Origin of the sequence: Antarcticibacterium flavum (assembly GCF_006159205.1) — a bacterium.
Classification (GTDB): Bacteria; Bacteroidota; Bacteroidia; order Flavobacteriales; family Flavobacteriaceae; genus Gillisia; species Gillisia flava.
Window position 1 is genome coordinate 561,067 of record NZ_CP040812.1, and the last position, 16,840, is coordinate 577,906.

The 16,840-nt window shown below is 39.4% G+C and carries 14 protein-coding genes; 10 read left to right on the plus strand and 4 right to left on the minus strand.

All coding sequences use genetic code 11. The features are described 5' to 3' along the window. Positions 1–378 precede the first annotated feature (378 nt). The 4 genes from FHG64_RS02545 to FHG64_RS02560 all read right to left on the minus strand — a co-directional run bounded on the left by FHG64_RS02545 (position 379) and on the right by FHG64_RS02560 (position 4,886). Positions 379–816: a response regulator gene (locus FHG64_RS02545; RefSeq protein ID WP_139064934.1), complete on the minus strand. Its 438-nt coding sequence runs from the start codon at positions 814–816 to the stop codon at positions 379–381. A 446-nt stretch (positions 817–1,262) separates the two neighbouring features. Further along, complete coding sequence (locus tag FHG64_RS02550; RefSeq protein WP_139064935.1) at positions 1,263–1,889, minus strand: response regulator; 627 nt, start codon at positions 1,887–1,889, stop codon at positions 1,263–1,265. A gap of 4 nt (positions 1,890–1,893) precedes the next feature. Beyond that, the gene (locus FHG64_RS02555) at positions 1,894–4,272 is read right to left on the minus strand and encodes a PAS domain S-box protein (protein ID WP_139064936.1); all 2,379 of its coding nucleotides are present in this window, start codon (positions 4,270–4,272) and stop codon (positions 1,894–1,896) included. Positions 4,273–4,547: 275 nt separating this feature from the next. Further along, positions 4,548–4,886 (minus strand): DUF4870 domain-containing protein, encoded by a 339-nt coding sequence (locus FHG64_RS02560; protein WP_139067873.1) that lies wholly within the window; start codon positions 4,884–4,886, stop codon positions 4,548–4,550. Positions 4,887–5,564: 678 nt separating this feature from the next. Between FHG64_RS02560 and mnmE the strand changes: the two genes are divergently transcribed. The 10 genes from mnmE (at position 5,565) to FHG64_RS02610 (ending at position 16,785) form a co-directional block, all read left to right on the plus strand. Further along, positions 5,565–6,968, plus strand: coding sequence for a tRNA uridine-5-carboxymethylaminomethyl(34) synthesis GTPase MnmE (mnmE, locus tag FHG64_RS02565; protein ID WP_139064937.1), 1,404 nt, complete (start codon positions 5,565–5,567; stop codon positions 6,966–6,968). Positions 6,969–7,285: 317 nt separating this feature from the next. After that, on the plus strand, positions 7,286–7,654 hold the full coding sequence (locus tag FHG64_RS02570) for a helix-turn-helix transcriptional regulator (RefSeq protein ID WP_139064938.1): 369 nt from the start codon (positions 7,286–7,288) through the stop codon (positions 7,652–7,654). A gap of 3 nt (positions 7,655–7,657) precedes the next feature. Further along, a complete protein-coding gene (locus tag FHG64_RS02575; protein ID WP_139064939.1) occupies positions 7,658–8,794 on the plus strand; it encodes a tyrosine-type recombinase/integrase in 1,137 nt (378 codons plus the stop codon). Then, the gene (locus FHG64_RS02580; RefSeq protein ID WP_168191303.1) at positions 8,784–9,707 is read left to right on the plus strand and encodes a hypothetical protein; all 924 of its coding nucleotides are present in this window, start codon (positions 8,784–8,786) and stop codon (positions 9,705–9,707) included. The genes FHG64_RS02575 and FHG64_RS02580 overlap by 11 nt, the downstream gene beginning before the upstream one ends. A 209-nt stretch (positions 9,708–9,916) precedes the next feature. Beyond that, the gene (locus FHG64_RS02585; protein ID WP_139064941.1) at positions 9,917–10,249 is read left to right on the plus strand and encodes a helix-turn-helix domain-containing protein; all 333 of its coding nucleotides are present in this window, start codon (positions 9,917–9,919) and stop codon (positions 10,247–10,249) included. A gap of 17 nt (positions 10,250–10,266) precedes the next feature. Further along, a complete protein-coding gene (locus FHG64_RS02590) occupies positions 10,267–10,674 on the plus strand; it encodes a hypothetical protein (protein ID WP_139064942.1) in 408 nt (135 codons plus the stop codon). 9 nt (positions 10,675–10,683) lie between these two features. After that, on the plus strand, positions 10,684–11,112 hold the full coding sequence (locus FHG64_RS02595) for a hypothetical protein (protein WP_139064943.1): 429 nt from the start codon (positions 10,684–10,686) through the stop codon (positions 11,110–11,112). Further along, positions 11,103–12,380, plus strand: a complete 1,278-nt coding sequence (locus tag FHG64_RS02600) for a DUF3987 domain-containing protein (protein ID WP_139064944.1) — start codon at positions 11,103–11,105, stop codon at positions 12,378–12,380. Before FHG64_RS02595 ends, FHG64_RS02600 begins: the two co-directional genes overlap by 10 nt. Positions 12,381–12,495: 115 nt before the next feature. Then, a complete protein-coding gene (locus FHG64_RS02605) occupies positions 12,496–13,437 on the plus strand; it encodes a DUF6371 domain-containing protein (RefSeq protein ID WP_139064945.1) in 942 nt (313 codons plus the stop codon). Positions 13,438–13,650: 213 nt separating this feature from the next. Then, positions 13,651–16,785, plus strand: coding sequence for an Eco57I restriction-modification methylase domain-containing protein (locus FHG64_RS02610; protein ID WP_139064946.1), 3,135 nt, complete (start codon positions 13,651–13,653; stop codon positions 16,783–16,785). Positions 16,786–16,840: the final 55 nt, after the last annotated feature.

A 16,840-nucleotide genomic window follows, 5' to 3' on the forward strand; every position in this document is an offset into this window, starting at 1 on the left:
AGACTTTGAGCTTCCCCGTACGTTTTAAACAGAATAAACGCGCCCAACGTCTCCTGAAGCTAAAGGGAATTGGGAAATAAATGAGAATCATACGGATTTTATAGAAAGGGTTACTTAGCCTCAAGTCAGGAGGTTTCCTGTCCTGTAGGGACAAAATATGGGTAGAAAAAAATAACCCTGAAGATTTCCTGTGCCTTTAGGTACAGAATATAAACTGCACCTTCATATGCCGTACCTAAAGGCACGGGGGATTATGAACCCATAGATGTTCTACCCATAGGAAGTCCCTAACGGGACAAGATATTACAAGGAAAAATGTCAGATAGTTTTTGAGCTTTTCAGAGGAAAAAAAGATGTGTCATCACCATATGTAGCTCTTCACTCTCTGGAAGAATCAATATCAGATGGATTAAACTGTGAAATACTCTCCCCTATCTTTTCAGCGGTTTCTACGGCTTGCAGGAAATAAGGGATCAAATGAAATTCCCTGGTTTTATCTATGAGGTACAGGGCCCCCATTTCCCGGCTCTTTTTTGTGTAAAGCTCATCCTTTGTGTTGCTTAACATAAAGACATTAATCAAAGGGTATTTCTTTTTAATGAGCTCCAGAAGCCTGAACCCATTTCCCTTTTTCAGGCAAATATCCAGAAAGGCTGTATTTGGTTTTTCCTTTTCAATCAACTGTTGGGCCTCTTCTATAGAATAGGCATGACCCACCCATTCCACATTCTCCAGGTCCCTGAAGATATGCTCAAAATAGGGGATCATCAAGCGGGAATCATCAACAGTAATTATTTTCAATATTTTCTCTGGCATAATGGGTTAGTCCATATTAAGAAAATCATTTCTATTTATTAAAAAGATAGGAGTAACTATGAAAATCCTGTAATAGAAAGTACTACAGCCTCCTCATTAAAAAAAACCAAACCCGGCATTTCGCCGGGCCTGATTTTTTTCTCCTGAACTCTAAAACTGTTGGGGTTAAAATGTACCGTTGTAGGGGAACGGCTTCAGGATCTTTTGAGGGGTTGTCTATGATCTACTTCCAATAAATTTTAAATAAACACGGCTTCTTCTATAAAACCAAACAAAACAAGTTGCGAATGGATACAATTAAAAATCGCAATTCTTATTGGAAGAAACCGTGTTTAACAACCTAACCAATAATAATAAATTATATCTACTTCAAAATAACACAAAAGAAAGAGCAAAGGAAATAGTACAGAGTATGAAAGTAACGTAGTATTCTATACTACAAAAGATTACACCAGGGAATTATCCATTGCATATCGTGTAAGTTCGGCATTGTTCTTAAGATGAAGCTTTTCAAGAACCCGGGCTCTATATGTACTTATTGTGTTAACTGTAAGTGAAATTTCCCGGGCTATTTCTGATACTGTTTTTCCTGAGGCAATATATTTAAGAACCTGTAGTTCCCGGTCTGATAATTTTTCGTAAGCAGTAGAATCCAGTGGATCAGATAAGGATTGTGCAAGCTTGTTGGCCACATTGGCCGATATGTATTTTTTTCCTTGCAAAAGAATATTCACTGCATTTATTAACTCTTCCGGGGCGCTGTCTTTTTTAAGGTAACCGGAGGCCCCGGCTTTAAGGACCCTTATGGCATACTGGTCCTCGGGTTGTACACTTAAGATTAGAACTGGTGTAGTTATAGTCTCAGAACGTAATTGCTTAAGTATCTCCAGGCCGTTGATACCTGGTAGGGAAATATCCAGGAGGATAAGGTCCATAGTCTGCCTTCGTAGCTGTGACATAGCTTCAGCCGCGTTGGAGGCTTCCAGGCAGGAAAGGTCTGGAAAATGTTCGTTAAGAATTTCGATTAACCCTTTTCTTAGAATTGGATGATCATCAACGATTAAGATTTTCATATTCCTAGTTATTAGGTAGATTTTTCAACGGGATAGTGAGCGACATTATTGTACCCCCTTCTTTTCTTCTCTTAATTGAAAATTTCCCGTCCAGTATCCAGGCTCTCTCCTTCATCCCTGTTATCCCCAGTGATCCCTGGTTCTTCCCATTCACATTGCTAATTCCTTTCCCGTTATCTATAACCAAAAGTTCAAGGTTATTGTCCTCTTCCTTCAAAATCGTTTTTACCTCTGTGGCCTGCGCGTGTCGTGCTACATTGGTGAGCGCTTCCTGGAAGATCCTGTAAACCGCCGTATTTATGGCGTCACTGTAAGCAGGAGAGGAAGTCGAGGTTTTGAGTTCACACTTAATGCCGGTTTGCTCCTGGAATTGGGAGCATAACCATTCCACTGCTGCTTCCAGGCCAAGGTCATCCAGCACCCCGGGCCTAAGAGTGGTAGCTATACGCCTTACATTCTCAATGGTGGTGTCTATATTATCAATTAACCTGTTCATTCGGTCTTCCATCTCCGGGCATTCAATGTTGATATGACCTTTCAACCAACTGGCATCCAGTTTAATCCCGGTTAACTGTTGTCCCAGTTCATCATGTATCTCCCGGGAAATATTGATCCTTTCCTGCTCCTGCACATTTTGCAGGTGGGAAGTGAGCCTCCTTAATTTCTCATTGATATTAAGGATATTGTTCTCATACTCTTTTTGTGAGGTTATATCCTGTATGGTTCCCTCGTAAAATCCATCACCGTTCCCGTACTTTTTTATAAGGATACCTGTTTCCCTTATCCATCTCACCTTTCCGTTCCTTAGTAGGATTCTGTATTGAGCATCAAGGTGTTTTTTACCCTGCTTTGCGGCTGTATGGAACTTGTCTAAGCCGGGCCGGTTGGATGGGTGTATGGCAGCAATGTATTGACTCATAGTGATCTCGATATCATCATCCTGCATGTCCCATATCCTGTACACCTCCGGGGACCAGAAAAGCTTTTGCTTTTCCAAATTGTATTCCCAGTAACCAAGTTTTGCGATCTCCTGCGCGGTCTGCAGTTTTCTGTTGGAGTCGATGATAGCTTCCTTATTCCTTTTTGCTTCGGTGATATTCCTGGCAAAACAGGCCACCCCTTCCACTTTATTGTTTACAAAGATGGGATTGAAAGTAGTCTCAAAATATTCCTTTTCCCCTCCTTTTATCTTTTGCTCCTGGGTATCCAGTAAAAATTGTTCCCCCTGCAGGGCCCTGCTGTAATTTTTCTTCCAGTATTCTATCACCTCATTGTTAAATACGGCGGGAGATAAAATATTATCTCCTTTCTTAAACCTTATCCCTGTGATCTTTTTCATCCTTTCCAAAAAAGCCTTGTTCGCCGCTACAAGGGTATAGTCGTTCTTCACACTCCATATAGGATCACTTGTACTGTTTATCAACGTTTCTTTATCCTGCCTTTCAAATTCCCGTAGTTCCTCCAGCTCTTTACGTCCCGTGATATTTTTCTCTATCGCAATGAACTTTTCAAGATTTCCTGAAGGGTCAAAAATGGGATTGATGGAAATTGACAACCAGAATTTTTCGCCAGATTTTGTGTAATTAAGGATCTCTTGCGAAAATGGCACCTGCTTTTTCATTCCATCCCTAAAAGCCTGTACATGTTGAGGATTTGTTTCAGGGCCTTGCAGAAATTTACCTGGATTTTTCCCCATGACTTCCTCCAGGGAATATTCGGTAAGGTTTTCAAAGGCCGGGTTTACATACTCGATATTCCCTGTAGCATCTGTGATCATTGCAAGCTCATCTGTATGGATGGCGATGAGGGACAGGTCCTCAAACATCTCCCTTGCTTTTGTAATTTGTGTAACATCTGCCATGCCTATCAAACAGGTTTTATCATATCGCGTGGTCACCCCAGTGAGTTGGGTGTAAATAGTTTCGCTGGAAGAAGTGAGAATACTCACATAACAGGTTCCTATGTCCTTTAGCAAAAAGATCTCTTTAAGGAATTTACTGAAATAATCTTTGGTATCTTCTGTTATATAGTCAAAGAGATCAGCTTTCTTAAACTCCTGTTTCTCCCTTCCCAATAGCAGTGCAGCAGTAAGGTTGAGATCCAGGATCACACCTGTTTCTGTAAGGGTGAAGAAAGCGGTTGGAGAAAACTCATAAAGCTCATCATACCTCCACGCAGCCATCTTTTTTTCCTCTTCTTTAAGCTCGTTAAACTTTTGTTGTTTTTGTTCCAGCCTTTCCCGGCATTGTTCAATTTCGCGGAGAAGATTAGTCACCTCACTTTTTAAGATAGCAGGGGTAATGGTAGCGGGATCCCATTGCAGCAATCTCTGAGCTCTGGCACTTAATGCAGATAGGTCCATATGATCATTTCCCTGCTCCATTGGATATTTTATTTCATTAGAATGTCATCATAGTTTAGAATATAAATATTATTGGGGATAACCAGCCGGGAGGAACACAGGGTTCTATTTTTAATATTACTGCATACCATCTTTCATTCATAAAATGAATGGGTATTATATATGCTATGGGGTAACTTGAATTATGCTTAGCCGTATTAAATATAACATATTCTAAGTCAGCACAATAAAAATTATCCTGAAAAATTTTACAAGCTACAGGAATTTAAAAATCTCAATAATACAGGGACAGTAAGCTATTTAAGGAATTGAATGCTCAGTGGATATTCAGGCCGCTCTACATTACTTACCCTTATTGCATTAAGAATTGGAAAAACAAGTACAAGGATCCCAATGGCAATAAGTAAAAATATTCCCAGGCCAAACAGGAATATTAGCGGGATACTCACGATGCTGTAGATAAACATGCTTATCTGGAAATTGAGGATCATTTTCCCGTGCTCATCCATCCCATAGACCTTGTCTTTTTGCGTTAACCATATAATTAAGGGTACAATAAAGCCCCCAATCCCGGTTATTAGGTCCAGTAGCTGACTCAAATGTGTAATTACCAGTAGTTGCTTGTCTTCTCTCATGATGGTTTGCGGTTGTCTGTTATCGGTTGTCTGTTGTCGGTTGTCTGTTAAAAAAAGTGGATAGTGGAGAGTGGAGAGTGGATAGTTGGAACCTGCTACGGTAACTTCTTCCCAATACTCATTTCTACTCACTACACACTGCTTTTCTTATATAAATTTAAGATATTAAATCCATTTGAATAAAACTATGGCCAAACAAACATATTAGTAGCTAAGGACTTGCAAATGTTACAGTTTGGAATTGGTTAATTAGTTACCCAGCCTGGAGGGTTTCTTTAATTGATAGGTTTTCATTGTGGAGCTCGTGGTTTGTAGCCGGCCTGCGGCAGGCCGGTTTGTTGTTTGTGGTTGAATCACCAACTATAGTTTAAACTCCCCCTGAAATATAAGTAAAACTCCGTATCACTCTATGGATAGCACACAATTAGCCTACGAAAAAAGGAAAATCATTTTCGCTCCAAAAATTTTAACTTAGAACCGACACTAAACACCAAATACAAAACACCAAATACCAAGCACCAAACAACAAATACCAAATACCAAGCACCAAACCACAAACACCAAACAACAAACAACAAACACCAAACAACGAACAACAAACACCAAACAACGAACCCCATCTAACGTCTAAAGACTAAAGACTAACGACTATTAACTACTTTTCCTACCTTTGCACCCATGAGAATAAATGACAACATAGTTGCCCTGGCAACCCCTGCAGGGGCGGGGGCAATTGCTGTGATAAGGGTTTCAGGTCCGGAGGCGGTGGATATTGTTTCAGGCTTGTTTGAGGCTAAAAGCAAGAAAACCCTGAAGGAGCAGCCTTCGCATACCATTCACCTGGGGAATATAATGGATGGGGAGCGCGTTATTGATGAGGCGCTGGTTTCAGTGTTTCATGGTCCGCGGTCATATACGGGGGAGAATACAATTGAAATATCCTGTCATGGGAGTCCGTACATTCAGCAAGAGATCATTCAGTTGCTTATCCGCAAAGGATGTCGCAGTGCCGAAGCCGGGGAATTCACCCTTCGGGCATTTCTTAACGGAAAGATGGACCTGAGCCAGGCAGAAGCGGTTGCCGACCTAATTTCTTCTGAAAATGCCGCGTCTCACCAAATGGCGATGCAGCAAATGCGCGGCGGCTTCTCCAACGAGATCCAGCGCCTACGACAGGAACTGCTGAATTTCGCTTCCCTCATCGAACTCGAGCTCGATTTTGCCGAAGAAGATGTGGAGTTTGTCAACCGCGATGAATTCCGGGATCTGGTAGGCAGGATACAAAAGGTCCTTGCCCGGCTCATCGATTCCTTTGCGGTAGGTAACGTTCTCAAAAACGGAATTCCCGTTGCCATTGTAGGTGAACCTAACGTTGGGAAATCCACTTTGCTCAATGCCCTTCTCAATGAAGAGAGGGCAATAGTTTCAGAAATAGCAGGTACCACCCGTGACACCATTGAAGACGAGATCTCCATTGGTGGCGTTGGGTTTCGCTTCATTGACACCGCCGGCATAAGGGAAACCGAAGATGTAGTGGAAAGCATCGGGATCAAGCGGACCTTTGAAAAGATAAGTCAGGCGCAGGTAGTGCTCTATCTAAGCCCCCTAACCCCCAAAGGGGGAATCAATGAATCGGTTATAAGTGAAATTGAAAAGATTAAAAACCGCTTTCCCCAAAAACCATTGATCATTGTAGTTAATAAAATAGACTTACTTACCGAAGCTCAAATTTCAGAACTTCAGAAAAATTTTAATGCTATCGAAGGAACTCAATTGCTAATGATCTCTGCCAAAACCGGCGAGGGAGTTGAGGAGCTTCAGCAAAAATTACTGAAATTCGTGAACACCGGCGAGCTGCGAAATAACAATACCATCGTCACCAACTCAAGGCACTACAACTCTCTCTTAAAGGCTCTGGAAGAGATCAACAAGGTGCAGGAAGGGTTAAACCAAAACCTCTCAGGAGACCTGCTCGCCATCGACATACGCGAGGCCCTCTATCATTTCGGGATGATCACCGGGGAAGTCACGAATGATGAGTTGCTTGGGAATATTTTTGCTAATTTTTGTATTGGCAAATAGAAAATCAAAACAACAAAAATCAAAACAAACCAAATAGCACATTATTACTGGGATTAGGAACAAAAGTTATTTTGTTGTCTTTTGTTAAAAGGTACATTTTTTTTGAAATATGTACCTTTTATAATAAAATTTTTATTTAGATTTGGCTTATGAATGTCTCTTATTTACTCATAAAGCCACCAAAAATGAAAATGAAAATTTTGTCCCAAAATTTAGGGGAGATTACGACCCGTAAAAACTTCTATAGCCCTTTAAAAACTCAAGCGAAATGTCCCTTAGAGATATCTAATCGAGCATATCAACATTAAAATTGGTCTATGAGCTCTAATATTAGAATCAAGAAAAAGTGCCAGCTCTGCAACAGCGAATTCATCGCGAAAACTACTGTCACAAAATTTTGTGGAGACACCTGTGCTAAAATTGCTTATAAGGCCAGAAAAAGAGCTGAAAAAATTCAAAAGGTTTCTAAACCACAGAAGGTAAAAGCTGATCCCAAGGAAAAGGTTCAGGATTTACAACTGAAGGAATTCCTCAGCGTAAAAGAAGCAGCCGTTTTACTCGGTTGTTCAGTAAAGACTATTTATCGTCTCATAGAAAATGAACAATTAAAAGCAGTAAATCTGGGACAGAGACTTACCCGTATCAAGAGAACTGAAGTAGATTATATTTTTAACCAACAAAACTAACCCATGGCAAACGTTACCTTAAGATCGAAACCTCTAAAAGGTGGGATGCTTAGTCTTTACCTTGACTACTACCCTCCTGTCATCATTCCTAAAACAGGTAAACTTTCTCGAAGAGAATTTCTAAAACTCAAGATTTATGAGTTTCCTGAAAACGCCAAGGAAGAAAGGTTTAATGAATCACAACTTGAAATAGCTGAGGAAATAAGAGCCACCCGGTTTCTGCAACTGAAGAACAAAGAATTCGGATTAGTAGATAATATTGTAATGGATATTAAATTCAGCCAGTATTTCCAAGAAGTAGTAGATGAGTACTATAACACCGGAAGCAAAGGAAATTACCATTCCTGGAAATCTTCCCTGACTTACTGGAAAGCTTTTATGGGAGAGGACCTTACTACCCAAAGCTTGACTGAATGGCATGTAAATCATTATCGAAACTTTCTCCTAACCACCAAAAATCTTAGAACCAACAAAAAAAAGTTGTCGATTAATACAGCCTCCACGTACTATAAAAATTTTATCATGGTCCTAAAGAGAGCCTATAAGGATAAGCTTTTGAGTAAAAACCTGGCTGAAAATGCCAGATATATTCGGGAACAGGAAACACACCGGGAGTACCTTTCTGAAAAGGAATTATCAAAGCTCTGGAAAACCCCTATTGATAACGAGAAAGTGAAACATATGGCCGTATTTTCAGCTTTAACTGGTCTTCGTTTTTCTGACGTAATTAATTTAAAATGGGAAGATGTATATGAGGACTCCCACCAGGGCTATTACATTCAGTTTAGGGAGCAAAAAACAGGAAACATTAAGAACCACCCTATATCCAGATCAGCCGTAAATATTCTTAGTGAGCAAAAGACGAAGGAGGGACAAATTTTTACTGATATTAAATATTCTCAAATTTCCAGACCTCTTAAAAAATGGCTCCTCGAGGCAGGTATTCACAAGAAAATTACTTTTCACAATTTTAGGCACAGTTATGCCACACTACAATTAGCAAATGGAACGGATATCTACACGGTTTCAAAGCTATTAGGCCATAAAAATGTATCCACCACACAGATATATACCAAGGTCATGGATCAAAATAAGGTAAAAGCAGCTAATAGAATAAACTTAGACTTGGATGGACTATAGTAAGTTATTTAAAGAGAAATACCAGGCCACCTTCCAGAACTTAGAAGATTTCATCAATAGTGAATTCAAAAGCTCAAAGGAAGACGATGAGGACGAGCGGGATTATCAGGAAACTTATAACGAAGTTAGATCGAAAATTGATGGCTGGAAAAAACAACACTTCGAAACCTCTAAGTTATTGAGCAACCTTGAAATTTATAGATATTTTACAAGTAAGAACAACAAAGCTACATTCCCGGAATTTCTTTTTCCAGGTGTGCTGGGGAGGAAGACAAAAAAGTTATTTTTAGAGAAGCATTCTGAAACAGACTACCCAGCTTTTGTAGAGGATTTAGCGGAGAATAAAGCCTTTGAAGATATCATAGATATAGCTAACAACTATTATAAATATTTTGATTTGGTTTATAAGGACAAGAAGTGGAAACCAATAGATCTTACAAAGTTCGACCATAACTACGAGTCAGCTGAATACTTCTTAAAGCTTCATAAAAAGATTTATCCGCCACCAAAAACCATAGGAAGCAAAATTAAAAGAGACTACACTGAAGATATTGCCAAAACAAAACAATTATTAAGCTCCTTCAAGGAGGAAGAGAAAATTTTTCTTCTAAAGGTTTTTCATGATAGAATACTTACATCAAGAAAAGGCATGGATAAAACAGAGTTAATTCGCTTTTCTCATGTTCTATCCGGCATTAAAGATTTAAGTATTTTCTATAAAGTAGCTGGAGACGCCCAATCCTACACCTTATTTCAGAAAAAATATCCACATTTCGTAAATATGCAAAATGGAAAATTCTGTCAAACTCTTATAAATAAATTAGACGCTTCAAATTTGTACTCCTTAAAAGCTGAAGTAAAACTAATAGAAAGTGAAGTTCTAAAAGAAATAAACAAGGCGCGAAAAAAATAAGTAAATCAAACTTCAAAAAGAAAACCAGCTACCCATATTAGCTGGTTTTTTTGTTTTAGCTCTCCATATTTATTGAGTATAAGATACTAAATATCAATTTTTTGCAAAAACCCACGTCTTACCCACGGGTCACCCACCAATAAAGACTACCCTGCGAATTCTGTCTACTCTTACATCCTGTAATAATAAAACCCTTAAAAAACAGGATTATGAAACACTTGAATTTGATCACCTGCGAGGATCTTAAAAAGCTCGCTTCAGAACTTTACCAGCTCTCCAAGAAGGAAGCTGAAGAAAACAACCAGGAGGACATCCTTAATGCGAAACAGGCTGCAAAGCTTCTGGATTTAAGTCCGGCTACTATTTACGGTAAAACCCACCGGAACGAGATTCCTTTCTTTAAACAGGGGAAAAAACTGCTCTTCTCTCGAGCTGCCTTAATTAATTGGTTAAAAAAGGGAGAAAACACTTTGGAAGATTCTACTCCTACTTCGGCAAAATCTAAAGCAGCCGAATACCTACATCAAAATCGACGATTCTAATTCAAAAAAAACAAATCATGAAGACAACAAAAACAACATTAAACTGTGATAAATGCGGCAAATTTTATTCTAAAGATAATTTATTGCCTCTATGCACTAGCTGCATGAGCAAGCTTTGCGAAAACTGCTGCAAACCTCATAACATACCTGAACATCTTTTAGATTCAGTAGAACACTTTTGTAGCAAAGACTGTATTGAAGAATTTGATGCCATAGGAGAGGTAGAAGAAGCGGGTAAGAAATTAATCACCGAGGTTGTAAAATTACATGAGACAACAAATCGCATCTACGGCAAGGCAAATCCAATATATAATCGTTCTGACAATCCAATCTCTTACGTTTCCGATCCTAAGACCAAAGCACCGTGCTACTTCTTAGATTTTGGGCTGGGAGTCAAAGTTGTCGTTAACCTAACGTTACTTTAATTTATAATCATGGACAAATACCTATATACGTGCGACTACTGCGCCAAAACATATGTACCTAAAAGGAGATATAAACAAAGATTCTGCAGCAACAGCTGCAGAGTCAACTCCCATAAACGTAAAAACAAACTATCTCCAGCAAAACCTGATGCAGGTTTAAAAGCACCTACGGAGAAGCCTCATAAAGAAGGAATTTCTATGGCAGGAATCGGAAATGCAACTATAGCGAATATAGTTACCGAAGTAGGTAAATCACTTTTGATTAAGGAAGAAGATAAGCCGGTAACAAAGGCCGAGTTTCAGAGATTAGCCGACAAACTTGGGCAGCGATATATCTTGATTAAAAACATGGATGCACGAGCTGACGGTGCTCCGGCTTATTTTGACACCACCCTACAAGAAATCGTTCACCTTAAGTTTTTGCCGCCATGGAAGTAGATAATCTAAAGGATATTGAGGAGGCAATATTAGAACACAGCTCCAGCTTGGAAGATAAGGCTGTTAGACAGCTTCATCAAGTTGTGAATAAACTGCCTCCTTACATCGGTAGACTAATTAATGAAGCTTTTGAGCATAAGAGAATACCCAAGGAATACCTACTAACGTCCATACTTTTTGCTTTTAGTAATACGGCAGGTTTAGCAATCCGGCTGGATGCCATGGGTTATTCGAACTATGGCAATATCTATGCGACTATTATAGGTAGCAGGGGAGACGTAAAATCCCCTGCTATGGATTTGGCCACTGAACCATTGAAGAAGTATGATGACGTGGAGTATCAGGAATTTCGAGAGAGATCATTGCAGCAGGGACCTGAAGAGCCAAAAGGGAGGAAACAATTATTTATTCAGGACGCCACAATCGAAGCAGCTTATTTTAAGCATTTTCATAATCCTTTTTCCCTGGGAATTTTAATGGATGAACTGTATCACCTTATTGAAAAAATGGGCAATCCTTCCAGCAAAGATGGCCCGGGCTGGCGTACACTACTGTTGCAGGGAAATACCAACAAATTTGTTGACATAGTGAGAAAAACAACAGAAAGTTTTCGCTTGACAAGGTCCTACCCGGTGCTGATGGGCTCCATACAGCAAGAATTTATCCCGAAAATTTTTGCAGGAGGTAATTTGGAAAGCGGTTTGACAGATCGCCTTTTATTCACGCCTAAATTAACGCACAATTTAAAGCTTTCAAGCTTTCCTATAGGTCAAGACTGTCTAAAGCGGTATTCAGATAACCTGCTAAGAATGATGGAGTATAGAAAGTCGGTTGAGGATTCTGAGACAAAAGATCCTATTGTACTTACCTGCACTCCAGAAGCAGAAAGTAAATTATTTGAATACACCCAAAGCTTAATTTATCTGCAGGAAAAATCAGAAGAAATAGAGAAAGGATATTTAGCAAAAGCTCAAATAAACATTCACAAGCTATTAATCCTAACACAACTTATAAAAGAATCAGCTACTTCAGAATTTAATCTGAAAATTGGGCTGGAAACTGTAGAGGAAGCAATAATGATTATGGATTTTTACTTTACCAATTTCCAGATCATAGTTGGGAAACTCGAAGGAAATTTACCTGATATAGATCCGAATGAAGTTGTAAAGCTGGGTAGAAGAAACAATGCTACCCAGGAACAAATTGCTGCTGTACTCGGAGTCAATAAATCTACAGTCTCCAGGAAAATTGCCAGAATGAAAATATAATGCAATCTGCAACTTGCATTTTAGCTCAATTTCACCTGCATTTGTTTCATATTCAGATATATAAAACTGGTTTAAAAGGAGTTTGCAAGTTGCACGTTGCACAACAATGTATCCTATGCTTACCAAAATTGAAAGAACATTAAAATTCGACAATAGGAGGAATTTCAAGATTATTACCCCTTGCTGTGGCAAGCCGAATATAGATGGAAAATTTGTAAATTATAAAGGTTTCCCACTGATCTATGGTTACTGTCATTCTTGCGGAAAATCCACTACCCCACCCACTCTGTATAAGGATAACAAAGGGCAAGAGTACCAATGGAATGAAATTACCAACTCCTGGGACACGGATGTGGTGATCTCCCCTACTCAAAGCTTTTCAGAAAATTTTAGCTCTACAAGCAATAATCCAGATCAGCAATTTATACCCGAATCGCTGATCTGGAAATATTACGAGGTAGCACCGGAAAATAATCTGTTGCAGTATCTAAGGAAGAGTTATTCCCATGAAGACGTAAATCGTGTAAAAGAAGATTATGCCCTCGGCTCAACAAAAGACGGAGGTACTGTTTTCTGGCTAATCAATGAAGGTCTCCAGGTGCAGAAAAATAAGATTTGTTATTATCAAGAAGACGGGAAGAGAACCAATCGGTTTAAAGCACCGTACAAAAATAATGATGGTTACTATTCTTGCTTATTTGGGGCTCATCTTCTTAAGCCAATTAAAAAAGGAACAGATCTCGTGATCCTGGTGGAAAGTGAGAAAACAGCTGTTGTAGGAGCCATTTTCCTGCCAAAATTTACCTGGCTGGCATTTGGAGGTTTGAATGGCCTTACAGCGGCTAAATCAGCTTGTTTAATAGGTCACAAGGTCTTGTTGGTACCAGACATTAGTGAAAAAGCTGTATCTGTAGCCTATGACAAGGTTACGTATCTTAGTTCAATAGGTGTAAACGCCAAAATTTGGGATATGACAGAAGGCAAAGGAGATGACGAATTAGAAGCACTTAATCTGTATAATATGGATTTAGAAGACTTTTTTCGTGTTATCATATAAGATCAACCGCTCAGCAACCGCCCCCAATTGAAAAACTGCAACTGCAGAACCAACTGTTTAATAATTTGCTGTTGCAACGGCATTAAGTAGGTTTTATCTCCTAAATAATCTCTAATTTTTAAGATAATTTTATAGATTTACTGAAACCAATTCTGCAGCCCCTACTTCCCTACTCCAGGTGTCAGAATTTAACCCATAATCATCTCATAAAGCATGGCCTTATTTCAGGTTTCTGTACTTAAAAATTATCTCAGGCTTCAGGATGACCAGGTGGTCGACAAAGCATATAAAGAATTCACCTCCTATTTTCAGCATCCTGAGATCCAGGAGAACATCAGGAAGTCGAAAGAAGAAGAATTTCAGGCTATATTTCTGAATGAACTCTTTGTAAAGATCCTTGGTTATACACTTAAACCGAATCCCGGCTATGACCTTTCCACCGAATTCAAGAACGAATCCAACAACCGTAAGGCAGACGGTGCGATCCTGAAAGATAGAAATGCTATTGGGGTGATCGAACTTAAAGGTACTAACACCAAACACCTGGAAGGGATACGGCAGCAGGCTTTTGATTATAAAGCAAATCAAAAGCATTGTGTGTATGTGATAACTTCTAATTTTGAGAAGCTAAGGTTCTATATCCAGGATGCTACAGAATTCCTGGAATTCGATCTTTTTGAGCTGAACAGGGAGGACTTCGGACTGCTATGGCTTTGCCTAAGTAAGGAAAATATTCTCAAAGGACTTCCGCTGAAGATCAAGGAAGCTTCCCTGGGAGAGGAAGAAGAGATCACCAAAGAGTTTTATAAAGATTATTCCCTTTTTAAGAGGGAACTTTTCCGGGATTTGGTGCAGCGGAATGTGGAGCGATTGAAAGACGGACTCTCGGGTTATGAATCCGATGCTCATGATCCTGAAACTGAAGCCGAAAAAGAGATCAAGCTCAACTTGTTTAAAAAGTCTCAAAAGCTCATTGATCGTTTCCTTTTTATCTTTTTTGCTGAAGATCGCGGCCTCCTCCCTCCCAATGCTATTGTTAATATTCTTTCAGAATGGAACCAACTGAAGGACCTGGACGCCGAAATCCCGCTTTACGATCGCTTTAAACAATACTTCGGATATCTCAACCACGGCCGCCCGGCGACAGAAACCCGCCCGGAGATCTACGCCTACAACGGCGGACTCTTTAAACCCGATGAGCTCCTGGACGGGCTGGGGATCGATGATAAGTTGCTCCACAAGCATACCTCCAAACTTGCAAAATATGATTTTGAAAGCCAGGTAGACGTGAATATTTTGGGGCACATTTTTGAGAATTCCCTTAACGAGATAGAAAGCGTAAGTGCCGAAATTGAAGGTGGAGAATTTGACAAACAAAAGAGCAAGCGTAAAAAAGATGGCGTTTTCTATACGCCCAAATACATCACCAAATACATAGTTGAAAATACCATCGGCAGACTTTGCGAAGAAAAGAAGAGCGAACTCGGCTTTAGGGAAGAAGAATATTTCAAGGGAAGAAAACGGCGTCAAAAAGACACTTTAGAGGCCTTGGTAAAGATCCTCGATGACTACCGGGACTGGCTGTTACAGCTGACTATTTGCGATCCCGCCTGCGGGAGTGGCGCTTTCCTCAATCAGGCGCTGGATTTTCTTATCAAAGAGCACCGGTATATCGATGAAATGAAGGCTAAACTGCTGGGCGGAAGCCTTATTTTAAGCGACATCGAAAATACCATTTTAGAGAGGAATATCTACGGCGTTGACATCAACGAGGAAAGTGTGGAAATAGCAAAGCTGAGCCTCTGGCTGCGCACCGCCCAACCCAGCCGCAAGCTCAACGACCTTAGCGGCAATATCAAATGCGGGAACTCCCTCATTGACGATGAAGCAGTAGCCGGCAACAAAGCTTTTAAATGGGAAGAAGAGTTTCCTGAAGTATTTGATCCTTCCTCAGGCTCTGGAGGTGGTTTTGATGTGGTGATTGGAAATCCGCCTTGGGGTGCCAAATTATCAACTTCTGAAGCAAATTTTTTAATACCACATTACCCTGAAGTACCTACTAAATTGAAGGATACTTATATGTACTTCATGCTGGCTGCTCTTAAACAAACAAAAAAAAATGGATACATAGGATTAATTGTTCCTAATACTTGGCTTCTAATAAATAATACTGCAGACTTTCGATTAAGACTTTTAAATCTTGATGTTTTACAAATCATTGATCACGGTGATGATGTTTTTGAAGATGCAATTGTCGAAAGTTCCACCATTCTTCTAAGAAACCAAGTGAATCTAAAAGGGGAAGTTTCTGCCCAAAAAATTAGAAATAACAAACTTATATCCGATCAAATTTTACCCAAAGAAATCTGGATAAACGATGAACTTCATAGAATAGTTTTAGAATTAAAAATTGAAGCTCATAACTTAATTAAGAAACTTGAGACAGTTTCTAAGCCTTTTGATGCCGTTGGTGAAATTATTTTCGGCATTAAGCCTTATCAAGTTGGGCACGGAATTCCTCCTCAAACTCGGGAAATGGTAAATAATAGAATTTATCATTCTACCGAGAAATTGGGAGACGATTGGTTTCCTCTTGTTACCGGAACAGATGTGAATAGGTACTCCTTAGTATTTAATAATGATGCATATATTAAATATGGGAAATGGTTAATGTACAGTTCGAATGAGGAGAAAATTAAAGAAAAGAAAATATTGTTAAGGAGAACAAGTCACGATTTACGCGCAGTATTGGATTTTGAACAACATTATCCTCAAAACTCCTTATTTGTTATTACAAGCAAACTTAACTTAAATTATTTGTTAGCTCTTTTCAACTCCAGATTATTCGATTATGTGTACAAAGCGAAATGCCCGCAGGTGGGGAAAATATTTGCAGAAGTAAAACCGAGCATTATAAAATCAATGCCGATATTCGATGGTAATACAGATAATTTTTCGACTGCAAAGGTGGAAAAGTTATTATTTGAACAGGAAAAACTGAACAAATTAATTCAAAACCTGCTCAATTTTTTTACCAGGCGTTATAATATTTATAAAACAACGAGGAAACTCCAATCATGGTACGACTTGGAATTCGGCGAGTTCATTAAAGAACTAAACAAGGCGATCAAGGCCGGCAACAAAGTCCGCGCCAAGAAAGGCCTCTCCCCCATCCCGGAACTCACCAAAAAGGATGAATTTGAATGGATGGAGCTGTTTGAAGAGAACAAGAAAAAAGCTGTGGAACTGCAACGGGAGATCGAGAAGACAGATGCTGAAATTGATAAGGTGGTTTATGAGCTGTATGGGTTGACTGAGGAGGAGATTGAGATAGTAGAGAGTAAATAGGAAATGTAAAAGATAATAGACAATTCATGAATTCTTAAACAATAAGAGCGAATAA

Excerpts from the sequence above, each read along its gene's own strand:
- FHG64_RS02545 (WP_139064934.1), bottom strand. The coding sequence starts at position 816 with ATGCCAGAGAAAATATTGAAAATAATTACTGTTGATGATTCCCGCTTG.
- FHG64_RS02550 (WP_139064935.1), bottom strand. The coding sequence starts at position 1,889 with ATGAAAATCTTAATCGTTGATGATCATCCAATTCTAAGAAAAGGGTTA.
- FHG64_RS02555 (WP_139064936.1), bottom strand. The coding sequence starts at position 4,272 with ATGGAGCAGGGAAATGATCATATGGACCTATCTGCATTAAGTGCCAGA.
- FHG64_RS02560 (WP_139067873.1), bottom strand. The coding sequence starts at position 4,886 with ATGAGAGAAGACAAGCAACTACTGGTAATTACACATTTGAGTCAGCTA.
- mnmE (WP_139064937.1), top strand. The coding sequence starts at position 5,565 with ATGAGAATAAATGACAACATAGTTGCCCTGGCAACCCCTGCAGGGGCG.
- FHG64_RS02570 (WP_139064938.1), top strand. The coding sequence starts at position 7,286 with ATGAGCTCTAATATTAGAATCAAGAAAAAGTGCCAGCTCTGCAACAGC.
- FHG64_RS02575 (WP_139064939.1), top strand. The coding sequence starts at position 7,658 with ATGGCAAACGTTACCTTAAGATCGAAACCTCTAAAAGGTGGGATGCTT.
- FHG64_RS02580 (WP_168191303.1), top strand. The coding sequence starts at position 8,784 with ATGGACTATAGTAAGTTATTTAAAGAGAAATACCAGGCCACCTTCCAG.
- FHG64_RS02585 (WP_139064941.1), top strand. The coding sequence starts at position 9,917 with ATGAAACACTTGAATTTGATCACCTGCGAGGATCTTAAAAAGCTCGCT.
- FHG64_RS02590 (WP_139064942.1), top strand. The coding sequence starts at position 10,267 with ATGAAGACAACAAAAACAACATTAAACTGTGATAAATGCGGCAAATTT.
- FHG64_RS02595 (WP_139064943.1), top strand. The coding sequence starts at position 10,684 with ATGGACAAATACCTATATACGTGCGACTACTGCGCCAAAACATATGTA.
- FHG64_RS02600 (WP_139064944.1), top strand. The coding sequence starts at position 11,103 with ATGGAAGTAGATAATCTAAAGGATATTGAGGAGGCAATATTAGAACAC.
- FHG64_RS02605 (WP_139064945.1), top strand. The coding sequence starts at position 12,496 with ATGCTTACCAAAATTGAAAGAACATTAAAATTCGACAATAGGAGGAAT.
- FHG64_RS02610 (WP_139064946.1), top strand. The coding sequence starts at position 13,651 with ATGGCCTTATTTCAGGTTTCTGTACTTAAAAATTATCTCAGGCTTCAG.